This window comes from Arthrobacter sp. TmtSoilC77 (assembly GCF_059739415.1).
On the sequence record NZ_AP046050.1, the window covers coordinates 3,457,832 to 3,483,898 of the forward strand.

The following is a 26,067-nucleotide window of genomic DNA, read 5'->3' on the forward strand; positions in this document are numbered from 1 at the left end:
ACTAGTTCCTAGAGCCTGTTCGCGCAGGGGCCGGGCCACGGCTTCCGCCGCAGCCCCGCCTCACACGCTAAGATGCCCTCCCGGAACCGGAATAGCATCCGTTGCCGGGAGATTACTCTCCGCGGGTTTTCTGGATGATCTCGTCGGCTACAGCCTTCGGGACCTCCGCGTAGCTGTTGAACGTCATGGAGTACACGGCACGACCCTGCGTCTTGGAACGGAGGTCGCCAATGTAACCGAACATGCCGGACAGCGGAACGTGTGCACGGATAACCTTCACACCTGCTGCGTCCTCCATGGACTGCATCTGGCCACGGCGGGCGTTCAGGTCACCAATAACATCACCCATGTATTCCTCAGGTGTGCGGACCTCAACATCCATCAGCGGTTCGAGCAGAACAGGGTTCGCCTTGCGTGCAGCTTCCTTGAAAGCCATACGGCCGGCGATCTTGAACGCCATTTCCGAAGAGTCAACATCGTGGGACGCGCCATCAATCAGCGTGGCCTTGATGCCGACAACCGGGTAGCCGGCCAGGACGCCGTCGTTCAGTGCATCCTGGATACCAGCGTCAACGGACGGGATGTATTCGCGCGGAACGCGGCCACCGGTGACCTTGTTCTCGAACTCGTACAGCTCGCCGGAAGAGGTGTCCATCGGCTCGATCGCGATCTGGATCTTTGCGAACTGACCCGAACCACCGGTCTGCTTCTTGTGCGTGTAGTCGTGACGCTCTACAGCGCGCTTGATGGTTTCGCGGTAAGCAACCTGCGGCTTGCCAACGTTTGCCTCAACCTTGAATTCGCGGCGCATGCGGTCCACCAGGATGTCCAGGTGGAGCTCGCCCATGCCGGCGATGATGGTCTGGCCCGTGTCTTCGTTGAGGGAGACCTGGAAGGTCGGGTCCTCAGCGGAGAGCTTCTGGATGGCCGTGGAGAGCTTCTCCTGGTCACCCTTGGTGTTGGGCTCGATGGCAACCGAGATCACGGGCTCCGGGAAGCTCATGGACTCGAGGACGATCTGCTGGTTGGCATCACACAGGGTATCGCCCGTTGTGGTGTCCTTCAGACCGATGGCTGCGTAGATGTGGCCGGCGGTAGCGCCCTCAACGGGCATTTCCTTGTTGGCGTGCATCTGGAACAGCTTGCCGATGCGTTCCTTCTTGCCCTTGGTGGAGTTGACCACCTGGGCGCCGGCCTCGACGTGACCGGAGTACACGCGGATGAAGGTCAGCTGACCGAAGAACGGGTGCGCCGCAATCTTGAAGGCGAGGGCCGAGAACGGCTCGTCTGCAGAGGGCTTGCGGGTGAGTTCCTTCTCTTCGTCGCGGGGATCGTGACCGATCATCGCGGGGACGTCGAGCGGGTTCGGCAGGAAGTCGACAACAGCGTCAAGCATCGGCTGTACGCCGCGGTTCTTGAAGGCAGAGCCACAGAACACGGGGTAGAGCTCGGAGTTGATGGTCATCTTGCGGATGCCGGCCTTCAGTTCCTCAAGGGTGAGTTCTTCACCTTCGAGGTACTTCTCCATGAGCTCTTCGGATGCTTCCGCAACGGTCTCTACGAGCTGTGCACGGTACTCTTCAGCCTTGGCTTGGAGGTCCGCCGGAATTTCCTGCACTTCGTAGGAAGCGCCCATGGTGACGTCACCCTTTGCGTCGCCAGGCCAAACCAGGGCACGCATTTCGAGGAGGTCAACCACGCCGATGAAGTCGTTCTCAGCGCCGATCGGGAGCTGCATGACCAGCGGCTTGGCACCAAGGCGGGAAATGATGGTGTCAACGGTGAAGTAGAAGTCCGCACCCAGCTTGTCCATCTTGTTGACGAAGCAGATACGCGGAACGTTGTACTTGTCAGCCTGGCGCCAAACAGTCTCGGACTGCGGCTCCACGCCTTCCTTGCCGTCGAACACAGCAACAGCACCGTCGAGGACGCGCAGGGAGCGCTCAACCTCAACCGTGAAGTCCACGTGGCCCGGGGTGTCGATGATGTTGATCTGGTTCTGGTTCCAGAAGCAAGTCACGGCGGCAGACGTGATGGTGATGCCGCGTTCCTTTTCCTGTTCCATCCAGTCGGTCGTCGAGGCGCCGTCGTGCGTCTCGCCGATCTTGTGGTTCACACCCGTGTAGAACAGGATGCGCTCGGTAGTGGTGGTCTTGCCGGCATCGATGTGGGCCATGATGCCGATATTGCGGACCTTGTTAAGGTCGGTAAGCACGTCCTGTGCCACGGGGTCTCCCTTTCGGATGGACTACACGTTCGCCGCCGGCTCGGTTGAGCCGACGGCGCCCGGGAGGATTTACCAGCGGTAGTGTGCGAAGGCCTTGTTGGACTCGGCCATCTTGTGGGTGTCTTCGCGACGCTTGACAGCGGCACCGAGACCGTTCGAGGCATCCAGGATTTCGTTCTGGAGACGCTCGGTCATGGTCTTCTCGCGGCGGGCCTTGGAGTAGCCCACGAGCCAACGCAGGGCGAGGGCGGTGGAGCGACCCGGCTTGACCTCAACCGGAACCTGGTAGGTGGCGCCACCAACACGGCGTGAACGCACCTCGAGGGAAGGCTTGACGTTGTCCATGGCCTTCTTGAGGGCAGCAACGGGGTCGCCGCCGGACTTGGCACGTGCACCTTCGAGGGCGCCGTAAACGATGCGCTCTGCGGTGGACTTCTTGCCGTCAACCAGAACCTTGTTGATCAGCTGAGTGACCAACGGGGAGCCGTAAACGGGATCGGAAACTAGCGGCCGCTTCGGGGCCGGACCCTTGCGAGGCATATTACTTCTTCTCCATCTTTGCGCCGTAACGGCTGCGGGCCTGCTTGCGGTTCTTGACACCCTGGGTGTCGAGTGCGCCGCGGACGATCTTGTAGCGGACACCCGGAAGGTCCTTCACACGACCACCACGGACGAGCACGATGGAGTGCTCCTGGAGGTTGTGGCCAACGCCGGGGATGTAAGCGGTAACTTCAACGCCACCGTTGAGGCGCACACGTGCCACCTTACGAAGAGCCGAGTTCGGCTTCTTGGGGGTGGTGGTGTAGACGCGGGTGCAAACACCGCGGCGCATCGGGCTGCCCTTCAGCGCGGGAGCCTTGGTCTTGGAGACCTTAGGCGTGCGGCCCTTGCGGACCAGCTGGTTAATCGTAGGCACTTTCGTGTTCTCCGTTGTTTGATCTCTGCCCCCACACATAGGCGCCAGCCAGTGTAAACGTGGGAACTTTGGCGTTGCTCATGCGGCCGGCCGAAACATCCGGTAGGCGTGCAAAAGTGCGGCATTCGTTGCGCATGTTGCCCGCAACCCGGAAACAGGCTCCACCCAGCACCATGAGAACAAAACCAAAATGATGCTGCGGCGGCCTTCATCCACTGCCACACAGAACAATTACCAAAATTCTAGCACGGCTTGATCTGAGGCCTTAATCGGGTGTATGGCGTCCCGTTAACGGGATGGGCCCCGCACTCAAGAGTGCGGGGCCCATCCTTCAGCCATTAACTACTGCTGGTTTCAGCGGAAGTCGTTGCCGAGATCGTAGTCATCCAGCGGGATGGCGTGGAACTCGGGAGCACCGTCGCCGCCCAAGGCGTCATAGGAGAAGTCCGTGAAAGCGCTGGGGCCCGTGAACAGGCTTGCCTTGGCTTCCTCGGTCGGCTCAACCGTGACCTCCGTGTAACGGGGCAGGCCCGTACCGGCCGGGATGAGCTTACCGATGATGACGTTCTCCTTGAGGCCGAGCAGAGGATCGCTCTTGCCTTCCATGGCCGCCTGCGTCAGGACGCGGGTGGTTTCCTGGAAGGAAGCGGCCGACAGCCAGGACTCGGTTGCCAGGGACGCCTTGGTGATACCCATGAGTTCCGGACGACCCGAAGCCGGGGACTTGCCCTCGGACACGACGCGGCGGTTCTCGTCTTCGAAGCGGGAGCGCTCGGCAAGCTCACCAGGGAGCAGGTCGGAGTCGCCGGATTCGATGACGGTCACGCGGCGCAGCATCTGGCGGACGATAACCTCGACGTGCTTGTCGTGGATACCAATACCCTGGCTGCGGTAAACGCCCTGGACCTCGTCCACAAGGAACTTCTGTGCGGCACGGGGACCCATGATGCGCAGAACCTGCTTCGGGTCCACAGGACCGTTGATCAGCTTCTGGCCGACGCTGACGTGCTCGCCATCCTCGATGAGGAGACGGGAACGGCGCAGCACCGGGTAGGCAATCTCTTCGGAACCATCGTCCGGAGTGATGACCAGGCGCATCTGGCGCTCGGACTCTTCGATGGTGATGCGGCCGGCTGCTTCAGCAATCGGTGCGACACCCTTCGGAGTACGGGCTTCGAAGAGCTCCTGGATACGGGGCAGACCCTGGGTGATGTCGTCGCCACCACCGGCAGAAACGGCACCACCGGTGTGGAACGTACGCATGGTCAGCTGGGTACCGGGCTCACCGATGGACTGTGCGGCAATGATGCCCACGGCCTCACCGATGTCCACGGTCTTGCCAGTTGCCAGCGAACGGCCGTAGCAGAGTGCACAGGTGCCGACCTTGGACTCACAGGTGAGTACGGAACGGACCTTGACTTCAGTGATGCCTGCAGCCAGCAGCTGGTCGATAACGACGTCGCCGCAGTCGGTTCCACCGGCAGCCAGGACGTTGCCCTGGGCATCGACGACGTCGACGGCCAGCGTACGTGCGTAGGCGCTGTTCTCGACGTTCTCGTCCAGGACGAGCTCACCGTTGGAATCCGGCACGGCGATCGGCGTGAGCAGACCGCGTTCGGTACCGCAGTCCTCTTCGCGGACGATGACGTCCTGCGAAACGTCCACCAGACGACGGGTCAGGTAACCCGAGTTGGCGGTACGGAGAGCGGTATCGGCCAGACCCTTACGGGCACCGTGCGTGGCGATGAAGTATTCCAACACCGACAGGCCCTCGCGGTAGGAGGACTTGATCGGGCGAGGGATGATCTCACCCTTCGGGTTGGCCACAAGACCACGGATACCCGCGATCTGGCGAACCTGCATCCAGTTACCACGTGCACCGGAGGACACCATGCGGTTGATGGTGTTCATCGGGGACAGGCTGTCACGCATCGCCTGGGCGATCTCGTTGGTGGCCTTGTTCCAGATCTCGATCAGTTCCTGGCGACGCTCGTCGTCGTCGATCAGGCCCTTGTCGTACTGGCCCTGGATCTTGGCAGCCATGTTCTCGTAACCAGCCAGGATGGCGGGCTTGGAGGTCGGCACCTCGATGTCGGAGATAGCCACGGTAACGCCCGAGCGGGTTGCCCAGTAGAAACCGGCATCCTTCAGGTTGTCCAGCGTGGCAGCCGTGACAACCTTCGGGTAGCGCTCAGCGAGGTCGTTGACGATCCGGGACAGTTCGCCCTTGTCGGCAACAGCCTCAACCCACGGGTAATCCTCAGGCAGCGTCTGGTTGAAGATGACCTGGCCCAGGGAGGTCTGGACGAGAGCAGGCTGACCCGGCTCCCAACCTTCCGGAGCTTCCCAACCGGCGTAAGGCACGAAGTTGTCCAGACGGATCTTGACCTGGGAGTTCAGGTGCAGATCACGGGCGTCGTACGCCATGATGGCTTCCGAAACCGAGGAGAAGATGCGGCCTTCGCCGGCAGAGCCGACGCGCTTGGTGGTCAGGTGGTACAGGCCGATGATCATATCCTGCGAAGGCAGGGTAACCGGGCGGCCATCGGACGGCTTCAGGATGTTGTTCGAGGACAGCATCAGGATGCGGGCTTCGGCCTGGGCTTCCGGGCTCAGCGGCAGGTGCACTGCCATCTGGTCGCCGTCGAAGTCAGCGTTGAAGGCGCCACAAACCAGCGGGTGAAGCTGGATTGCCTTGCCTTCCACAAGCTGCGGTTCGAAGGCCTGGATGCCGAGGCGGTGAAGGGTAGGTGCACGGTTGAGCAGCACCGGGTGTTCGGTGATGATCTCTTCCAGCACGTCCCAAACCTGCGGACGGTAACGCTCGACCATGCGCTTTGCCGACTTGATGTTCTGTGCGTGGTTGAGGTCAACCAGGCGCTTCATCACGAACGGCTTGAAGAGCTCCAGCGCCATCTGCTTGGGCAGACCACACTGGTGCAGCTTCAGCTGCGGGCCAACGACGATGACCGAACGGCCGGAGTAGTCGACGCGCTTGCCGAGGAGGTTCTGGCGGAAACGACCCTGCTTGCCCTTGAGCATGTCGCTCAGGGACTTCAGCGGACGGTTGCCCGGACCCGTAACGGGGCGGCCACGACGACCGTTGTCGAAGAGGCTGTCAACAGCTTCCTGAAGCATGCGCTTCTCGTTGTTGACGATGATCTCCGGAGCCCCAAGGTCAAGCAGTCGCTTGAGTCGGTTGTTGCGGTTGATCACACGGCGGTAGAGGTCGTTGAGGTCGGAGGTCGCGAAGCGGCCACCATCCAGCTGGACCATCGGGCGCAGTTCCGGCGGGATCACCGGGACGGCGTCCAGAACCATGCCAAGGGGGCTGTTGTTGGTGGTCAGGAATGCGTTGACAACCTTCAGGCGCTTCAGGGCACGCGTCTTGCGCTGGCCCTTGCCGTTCTGGATGGTGTCGCGCAACGACTCGGCTTCAGCCTGCATGTCAAAGGTCTCAAGACGCTTCTTGATGGCCTCGGCACCCATGGAGCCTTCGAAGTACATGCCGTAGCGGTCACGCAGTTCGCGGTACAGGCCCTCGTCACCCTCAAGGTCAGCGACCTTGAGGTTCTTGAAGCGGTCCCAGACCTGCTCAAGGCGCTCGATATCGGCGTCGGCACGCTTGCGGACGTTCGCCATCTGGCGGTCTGCGGAGTCGCGGGCCTTCTTCTTGTCGGCAGCCTTGGCACCTTCACCTTCAAGACGGGCAAGCTCGTCTTCAAGGTCGCGGGCGATCGTGGCGATGTCGCTGTCGCGGTTGTCCACGAGCTGCTTCTTCTCGAGGTCGTGCTCGACCTGGAGGTTCGGCAGTTCAGCGTGGCGGTTTTCCGTGTCAACGCTGGTGATCATGTAGGCAGCGAAGTAGATGACCTTCTCAAGGTCCTTCGGAGCCAGGTCCAACAGGTAGCCCAAGCGCGAGGGAACGCCCTTGAAGTACCAGATGTGGGTTACAGGCGCAGCCAGTTCGATGTGGCCCATGCGCTCACGGCGCACCTTGGCGCGGGTGACTTCAACGCCACAACGCTCACAGATGATGCCCTTGAAGCGGACGCGCTTGTACTTGCCGCAGTAGCATTCCCAGTCGCGGGAAGGACCGAAGATCTTCTCGCAGAAAAGACCGTCCTTCTCAGGCTTGAGGGTGCGGTAGTTGATGGTTTCCGGCTTCTTGACCTCACCGTAAGACCAGCCACGGATGTCTTCCGCGGTGGCGAGGCCGATCTGCATGAGGCCGAAGGAGGATTCGCTGGACATATGGTCCCTGTTCTCTCTTGTTCTCTAAATTCTGAAGTCTTGGTTACGGGAAGAGGGAGCTGTCCCGGTGGGCAGCTAAGTACTGCTGCCCACCGGAACGGCTACTAGACCTCTTCTACGGAACTGGGCTCTGCACGAGACAGATCGATGCCCAGTTCTTCCGCAGCCGTGAAGACTGCGTCATCAGAGTCACGCATTTCGATCGTGGTTCCGTCGGTGGAAAGAACTTCCACGTTCAGGCACAACGACTGCATTTCCTTGATCAAGACCTTGAAGGACTCGGGAACGCCAGGCTCAGGGATGTTCTCGCCCTTGACGATGGCTTCGTAGACCTTCACACGACCATGGATGTCATCGGACTTGATCGTGAGGAGTTCCTGAAGCGTGTAGGCAGCGCCGTAAGCTTCGAGCGCCCACACTTCCATTTCACCGAAGCGCTGGCCACCGAACTGTGCCTTACCACCCAGCGGCTGCTGCGTGATCATGGAGTACGGGCCGGTGGAACGCGCGTGGATCTTGTCGTCCACCAGGTGGTGGAGCTTCAGGATGTACATGTAACCGACGGAGATCGGGTCCGGGAACGGCTCGCCGGAGCGGCCATCGAACAGACGGGTCTTGCCGGAGGAATCGATCAGGCGGTCGCCATCGCGGGTCACGTTGGTGGAGTCAAGCAGGCCCGTGATTTCTTCTTCGCGGGCGCCATCGAACACCGGGGTGGCAACGGTGGTCTGGCCGGTTTCACGGGGCAGGTTGGGCAGGTTCTTGACCCACTCCGGCTCGCCTTCGATCTTCCAACCGGTCTTGGCAACCCAACCGAGGTGGGTTTCCAGGACCTGGCCAACGTTCATACGACCCGGAACACCAAGCGGGTTCAGGACGATGTCCACCGGGGTACCGTCTGCAAGGAAGGGCATGTCCTCGATCGGAAGGATCTTGGAGATAACACCCTTGTTGCCGTGACGGCCGGCGAGCTTGTCGCCGTCGGTGATCTTGCGCTTGGCTGCAACATAGACGCGGACCAGCTGGTTCACGCCCGGGGGCAGTTCGTCGTCGTTGTCGCGGTCGAAGACGCGGACGCCGATGACCGTACCGGACTCGCCGTGGGGAACCTTCAGGGAGGTGTCGCGGACTTCGCGGGACTTCTCACCGAAGATGGCGCGGAGAAGACGCTCTTCCGGAGTCAGTTCGGTTTCACCCTTGGGTGTGACCTTTCCGACCAGGATGTCTCCTGCTTCAACCTCTGCTCCGATGTGGATGATGCCGCGCTCGTCCAGGCCTGCCAGGACTTCCTCGGACACGTTGGGGATGTCACGGGTGATTTCCTCGGCACCAAGCTTGGTGTCGCGGGCATCGATCTCGTGCTCCTCGATGTGGATGGAGGAAAGAACGTCCTCAGCAACAATGCGCTGGGACAGGATGATGGCGTCTTCGAAGTTGTGACCTTCCCATGACATGAATGCCACGAGCAGGTTCTTACCGAGGGCGAGTTCACCCTGGTCCGTTGCGGGACCATCGGCGATGATGCCGCCGACTTCCAGGCGCTGGCCTTCGTTGACCAGAACACGGTGGTTGTAGCAGTTGCCCTGGTTGGAGCGGGCGAACTTGTTGATGCGGTAGTTGGTCTCCGTGCCGTCGTCGTTGATCATGACAACGAGCTCAGCCGAAACCTCGGTGACTACACCGGCCTTCTTCGCGATGACAACGTCACCGGCGTCGACTGCTGCAGCGCGCTCCATGCCGGTACCCACGAAAGGAGCCTCGGAACGGACCAGCGGCACAGCCTGGCGCTGCATGTTGGCACCCATGAGTGCACGGTTGGCATCGTCATGCTCGAGGAACGGGATCAGGGCGGTTGCCACGGACACCATCTGGCGCGGGGAAACGTCCATGAACTGAACTTCGGCAGCGGGAACCAGGACCGGCTCGCCTCCACCACCACGGGCACGGACAAGGACTGTCTCTTCCGAGAACTTCTTGTCAGCGTCCAGCGGAGCGTTGGCCTGTGCGATCAGGACTTCAGCTTCGTCGTCGGCGGTGAGGTACTGGACCTCGTCCGAGACCACGCCGTTGGAAACGAGGCGGTAAGGCGTCTCGATGAAACCGAACGGGTTGATGCGGCCGTAGGAAGCCAGCGAACCGATCAGACCAATGTTCGGGCCTTCAGGGGTTTCGATGGGGCACATACGTCCGTAGTGGGACGGGTGAACGTCTCGAACTTCCATGCCTGCGCGGTCACGGGAAAGACCACCCGGGCCAAGAGCCGACAGGCGGCGCTTGTGGGTCAGACCCGAAAGCGGGTTGTTCTGGTCCATGAACTGCGACAGCTGGGAGGTTCCGAAGAACTCCTTGATGGCAGCGACAACCGGGCGGATGTTGATCAGCGTCTGCGGCGTGATGGCCTCGACGTCCTGCGTGGTCATGCGTTCGCGAACAACACGCTCCATGCGGGAAAGGCCGGTGCGGACCTGGTTTTCGATCAGTTCGCCAACGGCGCGGATGCGACGGTTGCCGAAGTGGTCGATGTCATCGATCTCGACGCGGAGCTCGTGGTCTTCGCCATCGCGCTTGCCCATGAGGGTCTTCTCGCCGGCGTGCAGCGCAACGAGGAACTTGATCATGGCGACGATGTCTTCGACGTGCAGTACCGAAGCTTCCTTGTCACCAAGGGAGCGGTCGATGCCGAGCTTGCGGTTGATCTTGTAACGGCCAACCTTGGCGAGGTCATAACGCTTGGCGTTGAAGTACAGGTTGTCCAGCAGGGACTGGGCAGCCTCGACGGTGGGCGGCTCGCCCGGACGCAGCTTGCGGTAGATGTCCAGAAGTGCGTCTTCGCGGGTTTCGGTGGCGTCCTTCTCCAGCGTTGCACGCATGGAGTCGTACTGGCCGAACTCTTCCAGGATCTGGCCTTCGGTCCAACCGAGGGCCTTCAGCAGAACGGTGACCGACTGCTTGCGCTTGCGGTCGAGGCGGACGCCGACCTGGTCGCGCTTGTCGATTTCGAGTTCGAACCATGCACCGCGGGACGGGATGATCTTCGCAGTGAAGATGTCCTTGTCACTGGTCTTGTCCGCGGTGCGCTCGAAGTAGGCGCCCGGCGAGCGGACCAGCTGGGAGACAACGACACGCTCGGTGCCGTTGACGACGAACGTTCCCTTTTCAGTCATGAGGGGGAAGTCGCCCATGAACACGGTCTGCTGCTTGATTTCGCCCGTGTTGTTGTTCATGAACTCGGCCTTGACATACAGCGGTGCCGAGTAAGTGGCGTCACGGTCTTTGCATTCGGCCATGGTGTACTTCGGATCAGCGAACTCCGGCTCGGAGAAGCTCAGGGACATAGTGCCCTGGAAGTCCTCGATGGGGGAGATCTCTTCGAAGATGTCGGCAAGTCCGGAGGTGGTGGCGACGCTGAGGTCGCCCTCCTCGACAGCCTTCGCTACCCGCGCCTGCCAGCGTTCGTTTCCGACGAGCCAGTCAAAGCTGTCCGTCTGCAGGGCGAGAAGATTCGGAACATCAAGGGGTTCGTGAATCTTTGCGAATGAGAGGCGGCGAGTGGCACCATCGGTGCTTGCCGTGTTAGCGGTTTCGTTATTAGAGGTGCTCGAGGCGACCAAGAGGGATCCTTCCACAGACCTTCAGGCGTTTTCAGATCTCCCCCGTTTGCATGATGCAGAGTGCTCCGCAGCATACTTATTCCGGTTCCGCTATATGACCCGGACCCAGTCCGCACATGGCAGTGCACGTTGTGAACGGCACGTCAATGTCGCAGCTGAGAGGTAAAGCCCACCGCTATATGAAGGCTGAAGGTTAACAGGGAAGACGCAAATATCTACGATACGGCAAAGTAGCCTTCCTGTCTACCCCAGATTGTCCGTGAATGCAAGCACTGTTGCCGCAGGCACCTATGCAGGGTTCCACGGACCTTACCCGAAGCATCTGCCGGACCAAGGCACCGGGCCCGTCGTGGAATCTCCTGGCATGGAATCCAGCGACAGGTACGAGCGTTGAAAAGGATAGGCTGGCGCACGCAGCGCGATAGCCTTGGCTACACCACCACGGATCGGAAGAGAGACCATGAACAACTCCGCTGACGACAATGACGTTGTCATCCTTGCCGCTTCCCGTACCCCACAGGGTCGGCTGAATGGGCAGCTTGCCGGATTCACCGCCGTCGACCTCGGCGCCCACGCCATCAGCGCCGCACTGGCGGCCAGCGGCGTAAAAGCCGAACAGGTGGATGCCGTCATCATGGGACAGGTGCTGCAAGCGGGCGCTGGCCAGAATCCTGCACGGCAGAGCGCTATCGCGGCAGGCGTTGGCTGGAACATCCCTGCCGTCACCATCAACAAGGTTTGCCTCTCCGGCCTCACGGCTGTCATTGATGCCGCCCGGATGATCCGCAGCGGGGACGCCACCGTAGTTGTCGCCGGCGGCCAGGAATCGATGACGCGCGCCCCGCACCTGCTCCCCGGTTCCCGGCAGGGTTGGACCTACGGCGCGATCCAGGCGTTGGACGTTGCCGCCCATGATGGACTCACGGATGCGTTCGATGGCCAGTCCATGGGCTTGTCCACCGAAACCAAGAACGTAACGCTCGGCATTGACCGCCGCGCGCAGGACGAAGTTGCTGCGGCTTCCCACCAGCGCGCAGCTGCCGCAATCGCTGAGGGAATTTTCGACGTCGAAATCGCTCCCGTGAGCGTGAAGCAGCGCAAGGGGGATCCGGTAACCCTCACCTCGGACGAGGGCGTTCGTCCGAACACGACCCTGGAAACCCTTGCCCCTTTGAAGGCCGCCTTCGCCACGGACGGCACCATTACCGCCGGCAACTCCTCTCCCCTGTCCGACGGCGCCTCCGCGCTCGTGCTGACAAGTCGCCGCTTTGCCACGGACAACGGGCTGGAATACCTTGCGGTCGTAGGCAAACCCGGTCAAGTGGCCGGCCCGGACAACTCACTGCACTCCCAGCCGTCCAACGCTATTTCGCAAGCATTGAAGCGGGCCGGATGGACTGCCGAGGACCTGGACTTCATCGAGATCAACGAGGCCTTCGGCTCTGTGGCGGTCCAATCATTGAAGGACTTGAGCTACCCGCTGGAGAAGTGCAACATCCACGGCGGCGCAATCGCGCTCGGGCATCCGATCGGTGCTTCCGGCGCCCGGCTGGCCCTGCACGCGGCCCACGAACTCAAGCGCAGGGGAACCGGCAAGGCTGCTGTATCCCTCTGTGGCGGCGGTGGCCAGGGCGAAGCTCTCCTGCTGTACCGCGATTAATGGCACAGGACGTGGTGGAACCTCAAATGAACGGGGCCGAACGGTTCCTGTCCGACGCCGCCGCGCGCGGACTGGACGTGGACGTCGTCGAGCGCCCTGCCGCCAAAAGCCTTGAGGAGGCCGCAGGCATCCTCGGGATCAGTCCCGGGGACATCGTGAAGTCGCTCGTGGTCAAGCATCGCGACGGCAGCTTCCTCTTCGCGCTGATCCCCGGCGACCGGCAGATCTCCTGGCCCAAGTTGCGGGCATTGGTGGGCGTCAACAAGCTCTCGCTGCCGCACGCCGATGTTGCCCTGGCCGCAACCGGCTATGAGCGCGGGACCATCACTCCCCTGGGAAGTACCACGCCCTGGCCAGTGTATGCGGATGCCACTATCACCGGACGCCGCATCTCGATGGGTGCCGGAGCCCATGGCAGGAGTGCATTCGTGGACGCGGACGCCCTCACGTCCGCGCTCAATGCCATCGTTGCGGACATCAGCGAACCCGCTTAAGGCAACGCGGGGTCACTTACGGCCGGTAATTCCCCATGGGATGGGCCGTAAGTGACCCCGCGTTGCTTGTTTAAAGCAGGAAGCCCCGCCCGGCGAACCGGACGGGGCTTCCACAAGCAAGACGAGTTACTTGAGGGTAACCGTTGCGCCAGCTTCTTCGAGCTGAGCCTTTGCCTTCTCTGCGGCTTCCTTGGTGGCGCCTTCGAGAACAGCCTTCGGTGCGCTGTCAACCAGGTCCTTGGCTTCCTTGAGGCCGAGGGAAGTGATGGCGCGAACTTCCTTGATCACTGCGATCTTCTTGTCGCCAGCAGCTTCGAGGATGACGTCGAAGTCAGTCTTCTCTTCAGCAGCTTCAGCAGCACCGCCAGCGGCGGGGCCGGCAACTGCAACAGCAGCAGCCGTAACTTCGAAGGTCTCTTCGAAGAGCTTGACGAACTCGGAGAGCTCGATGATGGTCAGTTCCTTGAAAGCTTCAATGAGCTCTTCGTTGCTGAGCTTCGCCATGGTGGCGTCCTTCCATTAGTTGGTGCAGATCCGGGCAAAGCCGATCCATGCACCTGAGTTTGATTGGGGGGAGAACTTAGTTCTCTTCGGTTGCGGCTTCAGCGGCTTCGGCCGGAGCCGCAACCTCTTCAGCAGCAGCCTCTTCAGCCGGGGCTTCTTCAGCGGCCGGTGCAGGTGCGCCGCCCTCTTCTTCAAGCTTGAGGCGCAGAGCGTCAATGATGCGGGCAGCAGCGGAAGCAGGAGCCTTAAGGACACCAGCAACACGTGCAAGCTGCAGTTCGCGGGACTCGAGGGCTGCCAGTGCGGCAACACCCTGTGCATCCAATGCCTTGCCTTCGAAGTAACCGGTCTTGATAACCAGCTGCTTGTTGGCCTTGGCAAAGTCCGTCAGGCTCTTGGCAGCAGCAACAGCGTCACCCTTGATAAAGGCGATTGCAGTGGGGCCTGCAAGCTGGTCGTTGAATGCTTCAACTCCGGCTTCCTTGGCCGCAATGGCACTCAGGGTGTTCTTGACGACCGAGAACTTGGTGTCCTGGCCGAGCGCAACACGCAGTTCCTTGAGCTGTGCAACAGTGAGCCCGCGGTATTCGGTCAGGACAGCCGCGTTCGATTCCTTGAAATCGTTGGTGATCTCTGCAACTGCGGAGACCTTGCTAGGCGTTGTCATAACCCTCCTTCCGGGGAATAAAGCCGGTCTTCCGGGTCCCCGCTCACGAGAGCTAAAACTAAAAACGCCCCGCGCAGATGCACGGGGCTTGGCTCAACACAGTTTGCACTGCGGAGACTTGCTTCGTTCACCTGCGCCGGCCGCCCTATGTTCAGGGTCCTTCGTCAAGGAATGCACTTTGTTCTCAGGGGCGTCGCTGCAGAATTGAGCTGCGCTCGAAAGAGTGGATTCCCATCAACCGACGGTCTTTGGTACTTCAAGGTTACGGGAGACCGATCAGCAAACCAAATCGACGTCGCGCTCCCCCCGTGGGATGCCTGGCTGGCTACTCCGACGACGTGACCTTCGGTCCCCGATCGGGAAGCTCCTTTTGCCAGAGCCCGGTGACTCCCGCCGTCGTAAATCCCAATTGCTTGTTCACGGTCAGGAGGTACCGGTTTTCCGGTGCGTTCCAGGTGTAAATGACCCGGGCATCAGGAAATTGCTCGCTGAGCCTTTCCATGTTTGCCACCTTGATCAGCAGGCCCAACTTGTTGCCCCGGTGTTCCTGCAGTACCAAAGTATCGTCTTGGAAAACAACGTCCTGACGGTGCGCGAGGACGCTGATGGTGGTCAATCCGGCCAGCCGCCCGCTCTCAATATGCTCGACGGCGGTAACCACCGTGCGCCGGCCCTGCGCCAATGCGGCGTCTTCGGTTTCGCGTAAAACCGCGGCGTCGAAGACCATACCGGTAACCTCGACTGCGGAGTCTTCTTCCTCGCCGTCCTCACCATGGACAACCTCACCCGCAGCGTTTTCCAGCTCAGCCACGGCCTCCAACCAAGCCTCGGGGCACCGGTCAGTCCAATGGTGCAGCCTGTAGCGGCCAGCGTTCGCTTCCTCGGCCTCTGCCTGAAGATCCGCAACCAGTTTGGAATCCAGCGGCAGCACGCAGGAACTGAATTGCTCGATGTGCTGAAGGGTGTAACCGGCCCGCTGGGCAAAGTCCACTTCCCTGCTGCTGACAGGCACGAAGCCTGGGCCGCTGCCGGGAATCAACTGGTCTTCTGGTATCTCGGTGAGCGAGGTTGCCGGATGGTTCGTGTCCACCAAAACCATGGTGCGGCCCTCAGAAAGTGCCAACTGCTCTGCGGCCTCCAGGAGTTGACGTCCAACTCCCTGGCTCTGATACTCCGGGAGAATATCCAGGGTGAACTCCGCCAGGTCCATGTTGTCCGCGAGCGGCAGCGCAATATCCACTGTTCCCACGATGACCCCGTCCACCTTGGCTACCAGGATGATCTGGCGCTCATAGGGGTCAGAGAACTCAAGCAGCTTCTCCAGGGGCGTGTAAGCCAGGTCATCGCTCCCCCAGGTCTGCATCCGGACCCGTCGCGCCACTTCCACGGCGTCCAGGAAATCCCTTGCCTTGGGGCTGTCCAGATTGTCCGGCACCCATAGCTGCTCGACAACAACGGTCTTCGCCTCGTGTACAGTCATCCCAGCCGTTTCTGCCATTCGCCTTCAAAACCGGAAGGCTTAAATCCAAGGGCGATATTTATGGCCAGCATATGCCGGTTTTCATTGGCGTTCCATGTCATGACGCCTGTGGCGTCCGGCCAAAGACTTTCTGCCCTCCGAAGATTGGCGATTTTGACCAGCATGCCAAGGCCGTGTCCCCGGTGGCCGGGAGCCACCAGCGTGTCTTCCTGGCTGACGACCGCCGGCAGCGCCTCACGGTGGGTCAGGACCGTATAGGCCGCCAACTCCCCGCTCGGGCGGTGCCGGGCAGCAGCCACAACCGAGTCCATGCCGCTTGCCCGCCACGTGGATTCCTCACGCCGAACCCGCACGGCGTCCCACTCTTCGCCTTCCCACCCCAGACCGGCAATGGGCACCTCCGTGCTCATGAGGCTCTTGAGACCGGCAAAACTGTCCAGGAGTTCGTCCGGGCATTCGTTCATCCAACCGATGATGTTGTACTCCGTTGCCCGGCGCAGCGCCTCGACTTCGAGTTCAATCAGGTGCGCCTCATCAACCGGCAGTGTCAAGATGCTGCTGGTTTCGACCTGTTCCAGGGAATAGCCATGGTGCACGGCAAAGCGGGTCGATGCCGCGTTCAGGGGCACACCACCCGTGCCGGACTTTGCCTCCAGCAGCGCCTCGCCCGCAATGACAGGCCCGATTGGCTCGCCGCAGTATCCGTCAAGGGAAGTACGGTTCCGCTCCACTGCCGCCTTTTCGAGAACTTCAAGGATCATCGTCCCAATGCCGCGCCGCCGGAAAGCTGCGTCAACGACGACGTCCACACCCGCCGTCGTCGTGTTCTCGCTCAACGGCAGGGTCAGCGAACCGCTGCCCACCACAATGCCGTCCAAACGGGCCAGGTAGACGTGCCGCTCCTCGTATTCGTTGCCCTGCCAGAACATGAACGACTCGGCCAATGTGGCCGAATGGTCCAGGTTGCCCCACAAAGCAAGCTCATGGGCGATGCGTAACGCATGGAAGGCTTTGAAGTCCGGTGAGGCAGTGGCCTCCGGACCGTTCGGAACAGGAAGCCTTTCTATGGTGAGCCCACCGTTGGCGGAAAAGTTCGACGACGACGCCACGCCCCACAGCCTACGACCGCCTGGGGTGGCAAACAAGTCGCGGCCAGCCTGCACGAACCCATGAAAAAGGGACCGCCCGGCAATGCCGGACGGTCCCTCTCAGAGTTTGAACTCGCGAAGCTTACGCCTCGGTGAGAACCTTGGTGACGTTCGGGTCAACGGTGATGCCCGGACCGAACGTGGTTGCAACCGTCGCCTTCTGGATGTAGCGGCCCTTGGAAGCGGACGGCTTCAAACGAAGCACCTCTTCCAGTGCAGCTGCGTAGTTCTCAGCCAGCTTCTGGGCGTCGAAGGACACCTTGCCGATGATGAAGTGCAGGTTCGAGTGCTTGTCGACGCGGAAGTCGATCTTGCCGCCCTTGATGTCGTTGACAGCCTTGGTGACATCCGGGGTAACCGTACCGGTCTTCGGGTTCGGCATGAGGTTACGCGGGCCGAGGACCTTACCGAGGCGGCCAACCTTACCCATGAGGTCAGGGGTTGCCACGGCGGCGTCGAAGTCGGTCCAGCCGGCTGCGATCTTTTCGATCAGGTCATCGGAACCAACGAAGTCGGCGCCGGCAGCAATTGCTGCCTCAGCCTTGTCGCCGGTTGCGAAAACGAGGACGCGGGCGGTCTTACCGGTGCCGTGCGGCAGGTTGACGGTGCCACGGACCATCTGGTCGGCCTTACGCGGGTCAACGCCCAGACGGAAAGCGACCTCAACGGTTGCGTCGAACTTGGAAGGGTTGGTGTCCTTCGCGAGGGTGATTGCCTCGAACGGGGCGTAGACCTTGTCTGCCTCGATCTTGGCTACGGCTGCCTCATATGCTTTGCTGCGCTTTGCCATGCTGCTTATTTCTCCTTGTGCAGTTGTGGTCTGCGGACCGCGCTGGGCCCTGCCACAAGTCGTGGATCCGGCAAGGATCCTGCGACATTTTAATGTTTCAGATGCCGGTTGCCCGGCGGGTGAAGGCTGAAATTAGCCCTCTGCTGCGTCTATTTGTCGAAAGTCTCCGGGACTCACTTCCGGCGAGTGCTTCGTTCCTCAGCCCGCACCGTCCGTGCATTCCTCGACTATTCGACGGTGATACCCATGGAACGGGCGGTACCAGCGATGATCTTGGCAGCAGCCGCGATGTCGTTGGCGTTCAGGTCTTCCATCTTGGTGGAAGCAATCTCTTCGACCTGGGCCTGGGTCAGCTTGGCAACCTTGACGGTGTGCGGGGTAGCCGAACCCTTGGCAACGCCTGCAGCCTTCTTGATGAGCTCTGCAGCCGGCGGGGTCTTGGTGATGAAGGTGAAGGAACGGTCTTCGTAGACCGTGATTTCAACCGGGATAACGTTTCCGCGCTGGGATTCCGTTGCAGCGTTGTACGCCTTGCAGAATTCCATGATGTTGACACCGTGCTGGCCAAGCGCAGGACCGATCGGCGGAGCCGGGTTAGCGGCACCTGCCTGGATCTGCAGCTTGATGAGGCCGGTGACCTTCTTCTTGGGAGCCAATGTAGGGTCCTTCTCTCAATAGCTTCCTGGGACACAGGAGCGCGTCCCAGGTTTGTGGCCGCCATGGCAAGGCGGCCGGCCGCTTCCGAACCGCAAAGCAGGCGGAACGGGAGCGAAATCTTGGAATCAGCTAGATCTTGGTGACCTGGTTGAATGCGAGCGTAACCGGGGTTTCGCGCTCGAAGATCGAGACCAGGACCACGAGGGTCTGGGACTCGGGCTTGATCTCGGAGATCGTTGCCGGAAGGGTCTCGAACGGGCCTTCCTTGACGATGACGGACTCGCCGACCTCGAAGTCGACAGCCACGGGAGCCTGGCTCTGCTTGTTGACCGGCTTGCCCTTCTCGGCCTGCTCTTCTTCGAAGACCGGGGCGAGCATGGAGAAGACCTCGTCAAGGCGCAGCGGGACCGGGTTGTGGGCGTTGCCAACGAAGCCAGTGACGCCGGGGGTGTGGCGAACGGCGCCCCAGGAAGCGTCGGTCAGGTCCATGCGGACCAGGACGTAACCGGGGATGCGGACGCGGTTGATTACCTTGCGCTGCGCGTTCTTGATCTCGACGACTTCTTCCATCGGAACCTGGATTTCGAAGATGTAATCTTCCATGTCCAGAGTCTGGATGCGGGTCTCGAGGTTGGCCTTCACGCGGTTTTCGTAACCGGCGTAGGAGTGGATGACGTACCAGTCACCCTCCTGGCGGCGAAGCTTGGCCTTGAATTCCTCAGCCGGATCCGCGGGCGCTGCAGCAGCAGCGGCTTCCAGCGAGACATCCGCAGCGTCGACGTCGGACTCGTCGTCAGAGTCGGACTCGTCATCAGACTCAGCGTCTACGTCAGACTCGAAATCCTCTTCGGAATCATCGACGTCGGCAGATTCGGGCGCAGCAGAGTCAGCCTCCGACTCTTCCGCAGCCTCAGCCGCGGCGTCGTCCGTGCTTTCAGCGGGCCCATCCAGCTCAGCCTCGTTTACCTCAAGCTCCTGCTCAGACACTTGGTCTCCTGCTTCCTCATTGCCTAACATGCCTATTTAAATGGCTCAATTCCGCAAACCCCACAAAATTCCTGAGTTACCGAGGAATTTCGCGCGGTTTGCGGACAGATCCGCTTAGCGGTCCGTAGCGCCTGACCCACCGAAGACCCAGCTCACTCCCGTGCCGAACGCAAGGTCCAGCAGGGTGACGATGAGCATCATGATGGCTACGAACACCAGCACCACGACCGTGTAATTGATCAGTTCCTTGCGGGTCGGGGCAACGACCTTCTTCAATTCGCCGATAACCTGGCGGATGAAGAGTGCAATTCGGGCAAAGAAGCCGGCATCGGCTTTCTTGGCAGGACGGCCCTTTGAGCTGCTAGCAGCCGTTTCGGTCACCTGGTCCTCACTCACCTTGCAAAGTCGTTTGACCCGGCTCTGATCAGAGCCATGGTTGCTGCGCTTGCCCCGGCGTTTCCGCCGGAACAGCTTGCGCAGGGCAGACAGGACTCGAACCTGCAACCTGCGGTTTTGGAGACCGCTGCGCTACCAATTGCGCCACTACCCTATGGATCGAATCCATGTTTCAGGCCGCACTTCAGCCTGTGGTGCTTTTCAACACCGGTGAACCAGTCTACGCAAGAACTTCGCGATAGTCGAACCGGACTAATTTCGGGCCTTCCGGCCGCTTATGAATCAATGTGAGCAGCATTATCAGTCACATTGTCCAGCAGGCGCCCGGGAGCTCCGCAGAACAGCATAAGGTAGTTTACGTCGAATCCCATCATCCAGCCCACGAGCTGCCTGCGAAGAACGGTACATAGATGTCTGCCGGAACACCTGCCGCCCGCATTTCACAACGAATCTCCGCTATTGCCGAGTCCGCCACCCTTGCCGTTGACGCCAAGGCCAAGGCACTGAAGGCCGCGGGGCGCCCCGTGATCGGTTTCGGTGCCGGCGAACCCGATTTCCCCACCCCGGATTACATCGTCAAGGCAGCAATCGAGGCTGCTGCCCAGCCGAAGTACCACCGCTACTCCCCTGCTGCCGGGCTTCCCGAGCTGAAGAAGGCCATCGCCGATAAAACCCTCCGGGACTCCGGCTACAAAGTGGACCCGTCGCAGGTCCTGGTGACCAACGGCGGCAAGCAGGCTGTCTACAACACCTTCGCCACCTTGGTTGACCCGGGCGACGAAGTCATCATCCCCACGCCCTTCTGGACCACTTATCCGGAGGCCATCCGTCTCGCGGGGGGCGTTCCGGTGGAGGTATTCGCCGGACCCGAGCAGGGCTACCTCGTGACCATAGAGCAGCTTGAAGCCGCTGTCACGGACAAGACCAAGATCCTGCTGTTCGTGTCCCCGTCCAACCCGACCGGCGCTGTATACAGCCCGGAGCAGGTTGCGGAGATCGGCAAGTGGGCCGCTTCCAAGGGCCTGTGGGTTGTCACCGACGAAATCTACGAGCACCTGACCTATGACGGCGTGAAGTTCACCTCCATCGCCACCGCAGCACCGGAGCTTGGCGACAAAGTTGTCATCCTCAACGGTGTGGCCAAGACCTACGCCATGACCGGATGGCGCGTGGGCTGGATGATCGGCCCCGCCGACGTCATCAAGGCTGCAACCAACCTGCAGTCGCACGCGACATCCAACGTTTCGAACATCATGCAGGTCGCCGCCGCCGCTGCCCTCACGGGTCCGTTGACCGCCGTCGACGAAATGAAGGTCGCGTTCGACCGCCGCCGCAAGGCGATCGTGGCCGGCCTGAACGCGATTGACGGCGTGGAATGCCCGACGCCGACCGGCGCCTTCTACGTGTACGCGGACGTCCGCGGTCTGCTGGGTAAGGAATTCGAAACCTCCAACGGTCCGGTCCGCCCTACGACATCCGCGGAACTCGCCACGTTGATCCTCGACGAGGTTGAAGTAGCGATCGTTCCCGGCGAGGCATTCGGCCCGTCCGGCTATGTTCGCCTGTCCTACGCACTTGGCGACGACGATCTCGCCGAGGGCGTCCGCCGGATCCAGGAATTCCTGGGCAAGGCGAAATAGCTTATGGCCCGGTAGCGCTTCGACGTTGCCGGTTGAATGCTCCCGCACCAATGTTTGTTGGTGCGGGAGCATTTCCGTTTAAGCGGCGGGATCTGAGAGAGCATCCGTCAAAAGGGCGACGGATCTGAGAGAGGATCAGTCAAAAGGGCGACGGATGTGGGAGAGGATCAGTCAAAAGGTCGACGGATGTGGGAGAGGATCAGAGGAGGCGGCGCTCGGCGGCCCACTTGGTGAGTTCGTGGCGGCTGGAGAGCTGCAGTTTCCGGAGCACGGCGGACACATGCGTCTCCACGGTCTTGATGGAAATGAACAGCTCCTTGGCAACTTCCTTGTAGCTGTATCCGCGCGCGATGAGCCGCATGACTTCCAGCTCACGCGCCGAGAGACGGTCCAATTCGTCGTCCGCGATGTCTGCTGGTGCCGTACCGAACGCATCCAGGACGAAGCCAGCGAGGCGCGGCGAGAAGACGGCGTCGCCGTCCGCCACGCGGATCACGGCATCGGAAATACCGGCACCGGAAATCGTCTTGGTGACATAGCCGCGGGCACCGGCCCTGATCACTGCCACGACGTCCTCGGCTGCGTCTGAAACACTCAGTGCCAGGAAGCTGGTGGTGCCCAGGAGCGCGGCGGACCCTGCGATGACCTCGCGCCCTCCGCCGCCAAGGCCACCGGGAAGGTGCACGTCCAGCAGGACAACTTCAGGCCGGGTTTCCGCAATGACAGCAATGGCCTCCTCAACCGTGCCTGCCTCGCCCACGACGTCCATGCGGTGATCGAGATCCGCCTTCAGCCCGGAACGGAAGATCGTGTGGTCATCGACGATCACCACCCGTACACTGCGCGGCTCACCGCTTTGGGAGGTGTTGTTCATTACCGTGGTTCTCCATTCCGTACTTCGCCGCTGTGCACATCTCCGGAGCGCGTATCCCCGGAGCGCACGTCTCCACTGCGCACATCTCCAGTGCGCGTATCGCCACCATCGGCGTTTATCGAGGGGAGGGCCAGCCGGACTTCGGTTCCGTCCCTGCTGCTGTTGATCGTGGCCGTGCCTCCGTGACGCTTCATGCGGCCGATGATTGATTCCTTGACTCCCAGCCTGTCATCGGGGACTGATTCAACGTCAAATCCCGGACCGCGGTCCTTGATGAAGACCTCGGTGTTTCCTGCTGTGCTCTCCATGTAGACGGATACCGTTCCCCCGCCGTGCCGGGCAGCATTGAGCATGGCTTCCCTGGCTGCCTGGACCAGGGCTTCGTGCCTGTCAGTCATATCGGCGTCGCCTACGGTAACCACCTCCACGGCCTGGCCGTGGGCGTCCTCCACTTCGGCGGCTACGGCTTTGATCCGCTCGGCCAGCAGTCCGGCATTCTTGGCGGCATCAGTGAATAGCCAGGACCGCAGTTCACGTTCCTGGGCCCTCGCCAGCCGGACAACGTCCTGCTCGGAGCTTGCCCTGCGCTGGATCAGGGCAAGGGTCTGCAACACCGAATCGTGGAGGTGGGCCGCGATCTCCGCGCGCTCGGTTTCCCGTACACGCCCCGCCCGTTCAGTCTCGAGGTCCTTCCAGAACTTCAGTCCCCACGGCAGCAGGACCAGTGCAACGCCACCCAGCACAGCAACGGACGCCAGGAGCGCCAGCCAGGTCTGCTCCCAGGATCCCGATCCGGACACCATGACCAGGACACCGGCAACTACCAATGCAAGGCCGGCGGCCAAGCGGACCCAGCCGCCAGCCTGGTCGGCCTTGGTTTTGTCCACCAAACCGGCCCTGCGGGTCTCGTCGAGTTGCATCCATGCGATCGCAGCGCCGCCCAGGATGGCAGCTGCCGGAATCAGTGTTCCCAAGGGCACATCGACGCCGAACTGGCGGGCAATCAGGATCACAGCGACCAGAAGCAGGCCGGCTCCGAGCAGGATCTCCTTGCCATACTGGATTCTTCGAAAGTTGAACCGGGAGACCGGTGATGCGGGGCCTCCGGATTCGGCCCAGCCGCCGGCAGGAGCCGCCGTGCTGCCGCTGGTTGCCCCACCAGACAGTTGTTCACCAAGCGATGCGCTACCAAGCGGTGGGCTACCTGGCGGTGGGCTACCTGGCGGTGGGCTGGCAAACTGTGGACCAAAGGCACCCGCACCATCGGGTACCGCAGGGTTTCCACTCACCCCTGGAGAGCCGCCCACCGGCGGTGCGGGTCCGGCGTCGGGCGCTTTTGGTATGGACTCAGTGGCAGGCGGAAGGCTGACTGCGGGAGCAATAGGCGACGCCGGGCGCCGGGCATTGCGGCGCGCGGCCTCATCAGCGGTGGGAACCATGGTCCACAGCCAGGCGTAGAAGGCCAGCCCCGCTCCCCCGGCGAAGCAGGCAAGGATCATGCCCAGCCGGACATACTTCACGGGCCAGCCCAAATGGTCGGCAAGTCCGCTGCAGACGCCGGCGATCATGCGGTCGCTGCTGCGGACCAGCGGCGGGCGTTGTACAGCGGTTGTCATGTACCAATCCAAACACGGATCAGGGTTGCCCGGACCTGAAACCGGCCTGATTCGGGGGTCCCTCAGGGATCATTCAGGGTATCCCCCAGTAGAGGGCAGGGTACCCGGGACGGGAGGATCGAGGTATGAACGCGAACAGCATGAACCCAGAGGAATCCGGAACGCCTGGCAACGCCGGCACACCCGGTCCTGGCGACGCCGGCACACCCGATCCTGGCGCCAACGCCGGCACATCCGCCGGCGCCCCGGGGGAACCGTCCCCCCACGCCTATCCTTCATCCGAAACCGGTCCCGGTGCACCCCGCACTGCACCACAGCCCCGCACCGAACCCCAACCCCGCACTGCACCCCAGCAGAACTTCTTCGACTGGATCCGCAGCCAGGGCGTCCGCCGTGGGCCGGACCGCTGGATCGGTGGCGTCTCCAGCGGAGTGGCGCACCGGTTCGGCATCGACCCCCTGATTGTCCGGGGGATCTTCATCGTCCTGGCACTCTTTGCCGGCATTGGCGTCCTCCTTTACGGCCTGGCGTGGGCCTTGCTGCCTGAACCGGACGGCCGCATCCACGTTCAGGAAGCAGCCGCCGGGCGCTGGTCAGGTGGCATGACAGGAGCGTTAATCACCACGATCATCGGCCTGCCTGGCCTGGGCCGCGGGTTCTGGGGCTGGGGCTGGAACGGCCTTCCCGGCCTGTTGTGGACGCTGTTCTGGGTGGGCGGCGTCATCTACCTCATCTACTACCTGGTGCAGCGCAACAAGGGATCGAAGGTGGGCCAGCCCATGAACCAACAGGACTTTGCAAGCACTTCTTATGGAATGGCTACTGCCTACGGAGCGCCCACGGCATACGGAACGCCAACGGCAACCGGGACAAACACTGATACCGGCATGAACACAGCTGCCGGCACCAACACCGGTGTTCCGGTCTACGGCCAAGGCCAGCCAGGCACCAAACCGCAGGGTTATGGGGCTGGCCCCTACGAGCCATCAGGCCCGCGGCCGCCCTTCGGCCCCACTCCGCCCCAGGGCGGACAGCCTTTTGGCGGCCAGCCGCACAACGGTGAACCCAAGCCGCCCCGCGCCCGGCGCAGGGGTCCCGGGCCAGCGATAGTTGCCGTCACCGCGGGTGTGGCACTGCTGGTTGGGGGCACCTTGAAAGCGCTGGACGCCGGCAACATCATCGAGCTCGGCCACTCAGCCAACGCCGTGGTGTGGGCCGCGGGTGCAGCGGTCCTGGGTTTGGGCATCCTCATTGCGGGGTTGCGGGGACGGACCTCCGGTTTCCTCGGTTTCCTGGCGGTGGTGGCCTTGATCATCGGTGGAATCTTCAACGTCGTCCCAAGGAATGGCGATCGCTTCACGTTCCATGACGTGGACTGGGCACCACTGAGCATCGAGCAGGCCCGGCAGGGGGTCGACGTCACTGGCGGCAAGGGAACAGTGAACCTGGACGACCTGGCCCTGACGGCTCCGCTGACCACCGAAATCGTGGTCCCCGTGGACGCCACCTTCAGCAACGTCACCGTCATCATCCCGGACGACGTACCCGTTGAGGTGAGGGCCGATATGACCTTCGGCAACCTCAACGAACACGGCTCGGACCGCGGGGGCCGCCTCCAGGACGAGCGTTCGGTCTACAACGCCGATAAGCCCGGAGCCAACCTCGTGGTGGAGATCGATGGCACTTTCAGCAACGTGACCATCCAGGAAGGAAACTGACATGAGCACGAACGAGTCAAGCAACGCACGTGAAGCCGCGGAATCGAATGAGCCCGCACCCGCACCGCGGCTCCAGCCAATACCGCTCACGCCACCGCTTGAGCCCAGCTATCGGGTGGAACCGGACATCGACGACGACGAACCGCAGCAGGCGCGGATCGGCACCGTGGTGTGGGGATTGATTGTGATTGCCCTGGCCGCTTTATTGGCAATCTCCACCCTTGGTTGGGTGGTGCTGGACGGCACGTATGTGCTGATCGGCCTCATGATCGGCGCAGGCGCAGCCTTGGTCATCGGAGGAGTCCTCGCCGCCCGCAAGAGTGCTGGTAAAACCAAGAGCCCCGCAAGGTAACTGCCAAGCCATCCGGACAGGTACCAACGTGACAGGTACCAACGTGACAGGTACCAACGTGACAAGCAACCAACGT

At 61.7% G+C, this 26,067-nt stretch carries 20 protein-coding genes and 1 tRNA gene; 5 read left to right on the forward strand and 16 right to left on the reverse strand.

Annotated elements, in window-relative coordinates:
* Positions 1-112: 112 nt before the first annotated feature.
* The 5 genes from fusA to rpoB all read right to left on the reverse strand — a co-directional run bounded on the left by fusA (position 113) and on the right by rpoB (position 11,008).
* Positions 113-2,227 (reverse strand): elongation factor G, encoded by a 2,115-nt coding sequence (fusA, locus tag AC6I99_RS15955; RefSeq protein ID WP_224088320.1) that lies wholly within the window; start codon positions 2,225-2,227, stop codon positions 113-115.
* A 69-nt stretch (positions 2,228-2,296) separates the two neighbouring features.
* Positions 2,297-2,767, reverse strand: coding sequence for a 30S ribosomal protein S7 (rpsG, locus tag AC6I99_RS15960; RefSeq protein WP_003803829.1), 471 nt, complete (start codon positions 2,765-2,767; stop codon positions 2,297-2,299).
* Between the two features lies 1 nt (position 2,768).
* Positions 2,769-3,143: a 30S ribosomal protein S12 gene (rpsL, locus tag AC6I99_RS15965; protein ID WP_009358312.1), complete on the reverse strand. Its 375-nt coding sequence runs from the start codon at positions 3,141-3,143 to the stop codon at positions 2,769-2,771.
* Positions 3,144-3,497: 354 nt separating this feature from the next.
* Positions 3,498-7,397 (reverse strand): DNA-directed RNA polymerase subunit beta', encoded by a 3,900-nt coding sequence (locus AC6I99_RS15970; RefSeq protein ID WP_224165000.1) that lies wholly within the window; start codon positions 7,395-7,397, stop codon positions 3,498-3,500.
* Between the two features lie 104 nt (positions 7,398-7,501).
* Positions 7,502-11,008 carry a DNA-directed RNA polymerase subunit beta gene (gene rpoB, locus AC6I99_RS15975; RefSeq protein WP_223933989.1) on the reverse strand — a complete coding sequence of 1,169 codons (3,507 nt, stop codon included), beginning with the start codon at positions 11,006-11,008 and terminating at the stop codon, positions 7,502-7,504.
* Positions 11,009-11,468: 460 nt separating this feature from the next.
* Here rpoB and AC6I99_RS15980 point away from each other — a divergent pair, with 460 nt between their 5' ends.
* Together AC6I99_RS15980 and AC6I99_RS15985 are read left to right on the forward strand one after the other, a co-directional pair.
* The gene (locus AC6I99_RS15980) at positions 11,469-12,668 is read left to right on the forward strand and encodes an acetyl-CoA C-acetyltransferase (RefSeq protein WP_224088322.1); all 1,200 of its coding nucleotides are present in this window, start codon (positions 11,469-11,471) and stop codon (positions 12,666-12,668) included.
* Between the two features lie 26 nt (positions 12,669-12,694).
* Entirely contained in the window at positions 12,695-13,162 is a 468-nt protein-coding gene (locus AC6I99_RS15985) for an aminoacyl-tRNA deacylase (protein ID WP_497944680.1), read from the forward strand.
* 126 nt (positions 13,163-13,288) lie between these two features.
* On the opposite strand, the gene rplL is transcribed toward AC6I99_RS15985, so the two are convergent.
* The 9 genes from rplL to AC6I99_RS16030 all read right to left on the reverse strand — a co-directional run bounded on the left by rplL (position 13,289) and on the right by AC6I99_RS16030 (position 19,945).
* Entirely contained in the window at positions 13,289-13,666 is a 378-nt protein-coding gene (gene rplL / locus AC6I99_RS15990; RefSeq protein WP_223933995.1) for a 50S ribosomal protein L7/L12, read from the reverse strand.
* Between the two features lie 76 nt (positions 13,667-13,742).
* A complete protein-coding gene (gene rplJ, locus AC6I99_RS15995; RefSeq protein ID WP_223933997.1) occupies positions 13,743-14,333 on the reverse strand; it encodes a 50S ribosomal protein L10 in 591 nt (196 codons plus the stop codon).
* A 325-nt stretch (positions 14,334-14,658) separates the two neighbouring features.
* A complete protein-coding gene (locus tag AC6I99_RS16000; protein ID WP_497961258.1) occupies positions 14,659-15,831 on the reverse strand; it encodes a GNAT family N-acetyltransferase in 1,173 nt (390 codons plus the stop codon).
* Positions 15,810-16,922, reverse strand: a complete 1,113-nt coding sequence (locus AC6I99_RS16005) for a GNAT family N-acetyltransferase (protein ID WP_497961259.1) — start codon at positions 16,920-16,922, stop codon at positions 15,810-15,812. The genes AC6I99_RS16000 and AC6I99_RS16005 overlap by 22 nt, the downstream gene beginning before the upstream one ends.
* A gap of 121 nt (positions 16,923-17,043) precedes the next feature.
* Positions 17,044-17,751: a 50S ribosomal protein L1 gene (gene rplA, locus AC6I99_RS16010; RefSeq protein WP_216925076.1), complete on the reverse strand. Its 708-nt coding sequence runs from the start codon at positions 17,749-17,751 to the stop codon at positions 17,044-17,046.
* Positions 17,752-17,978: 227 nt separating this feature from the next.
* Positions 17,979-18,407: a 50S ribosomal protein L11 gene (gene rplK / locus AC6I99_RS16015; RefSeq protein ID WP_021474784.1), complete on the reverse strand. Its 429-nt coding sequence runs from the start codon at positions 18,405-18,407 to the stop codon at positions 17,979-17,981.
* A gap of 130 nt (positions 18,408-18,537) precedes the next feature.
* Positions 18,538-19,395, reverse strand: a complete 858-nt coding sequence (gene nusG, locus AC6I99_RS16020; protein ID WP_309925774.1) for a transcription termination/antitermination protein NusG — start codon at positions 19,393-19,395, stop codon at positions 18,538-18,540.
* A 114-nt stretch (positions 19,396-19,509) separates the two neighbouring features.
* On the reverse strand, positions 19,510-19,791 hold the full coding sequence (gene secE, locus AC6I99_RS16025; RefSeq protein WP_216925074.1) for a preprotein translocase subunit SecE: 282 nt from the start codon (positions 19,789-19,791) through the stop codon (positions 19,510-19,512).
* Between the two features lie 81 nt (positions 19,792-19,872).
* A tRNA-Trp gene (locus AC6I99_RS16030) sits at positions 19,873-19,945 on the reverse strand.
* A gap of 256 nt (positions 19,946-20,201) precedes the next feature.
* Here AC6I99_RS16030 and AC6I99_RS16035 point away from each other — a divergent pair.
* Entirely contained in the window at positions 20,202-21,431 is a 1,230-nt protein-coding gene (locus tag AC6I99_RS16035; protein ID WP_224088330.1) for a pyridoxal phosphate-dependent aminotransferase, read from the forward strand.
* Positions 21,432-21,630: 199 nt separating this feature from the next.
* Here the strand turns inward: AC6I99_RS16035 and AC6I99_RS16040 are convergent, their stop codons facing one another.
* A complete protein-coding gene (locus AC6I99_RS16040; protein WP_224088332.1) occupies positions 21,631-22,305 on the reverse strand; it encodes a LuxR C-terminal-related transcriptional regulator in 675 nt (224 codons plus the stop codon).
* Positions 22,305-23,921 (reverse strand): ATP-binding protein, encoded by a 1,617-nt coding sequence (locus tag AC6I99_RS16045; protein ID WP_497961260.1) that lies wholly within the window; start codon positions 23,919-23,921, stop codon positions 22,305-22,307. The genes AC6I99_RS16040 and AC6I99_RS16045 overlap by 1 nt, the downstream gene beginning before the upstream one ends.
* 125 nt (positions 23,922-24,046) lie before the next feature.
* On the opposite strand from AC6I99_RS16045, the gene AC6I99_RS16050 reads away from it, so the two are divergent.
* A complete protein-coding gene (locus AC6I99_RS16050; RefSeq protein ID WP_497961261.1) occupies positions 24,047-25,639 on the forward strand; it encodes a PspC domain-containing protein in 1,593 nt (530 codons plus the stop codon).
* Position 25,640: 1 nt separating this feature from the next.
* Entirely contained in the window at positions 25,641-25,991 is a 351-nt protein-coding gene (locus AC6I99_RS16055) for a hypothetical protein (protein WP_497961262.1), read from the forward strand.
* The last annotated feature ends 76 nt before the right edge of the window (positions 25,992-26,067 follow it).

Coding starts and splice junctions, on each gene's coding strand:
- rplA (WP_216925076.1), bottom strand. CDS start 17,751: ATGGCAAAGCGCAGCAAAGCATATGAGGCAGCCGTAGCCAAGATCGAG.
- rpsG (WP_003803829.1), bottom strand. CDS start 2,767: ATGCCTCGCAAGGGTCCGGCCCCGAAGCGGCCGCTAGTTTCCGATCCC.
- AC6I99_RS15980 (WP_224088322.1), top strand. CDS start 11,469: ATGAACAACTCCGCTGACGACAATGACGTTGTCATCCTTGCCGCTTCC.
- AC6I99_RS16000 (WP_497961258.1), bottom strand. CDS start 15,831: ATGGCAGAAACGGCTGGGATGACTGTACACGAGGCGAAGACCGTTGTT.
- AC6I99_RS16055 (WP_497961262.1), top strand. CDS start 25,641: ATGAGCACGAACGAGTCAAGCAACGCACGTGAAGCCGCGGAATCGAAT.
- AC6I99_RS15970 (WP_224165000.1), bottom strand. CDS start 7,397: ATGTCCAGCGAATCCTCCTTCGGCCTCATGCAGATCGGCCTCGCCACC.
- rplJ (WP_223933997.1), bottom strand. CDS start 14,333: ATGACAACGCCTAGCAAGGTCTCCGCAGTTGCAGAGATCACCAACGAT.
- rplL (WP_223933995.1), bottom strand. CDS start 13,666: ATGGCGAAGCTCAGCAACGAAGAGCTCATTGAAGCTTTCAAGGAACTG.
- AC6I99_RS15985 (WP_497944680.1), top strand. CDS start 12,695: ATGAACGGGGCCGAACGGTTCCTGTCCGACGCCGCCGCGCGCGGACTG.
- AC6I99_RS16045 (WP_497961260.1), bottom strand. CDS start 23,921: ATGACAACCGCTGTACAACGCCCGCCGCTGGTCCGCAGCAGCGACCGC.
- AC6I99_RS16050 (WP_497961261.1), top strand. CDS start 24,047: ATGAACGCGAACAGCATGAACCCAGAGGAATCCGGAACGCCTGGCAAC.
- AC6I99_RS16040 (WP_224088332.1), bottom strand. CDS start 22,305: ATGAACAACACCTCCCAAAGCGGTGAGCCGCGCAGTGTACGGGTGGTG.
- AC6I99_RS16035 (WP_224088330.1), top strand. CDS start 20,202: ATGTCTGCCGGAACACCTGCCGCCCGCATTTCACAACGAATCTCCGCT.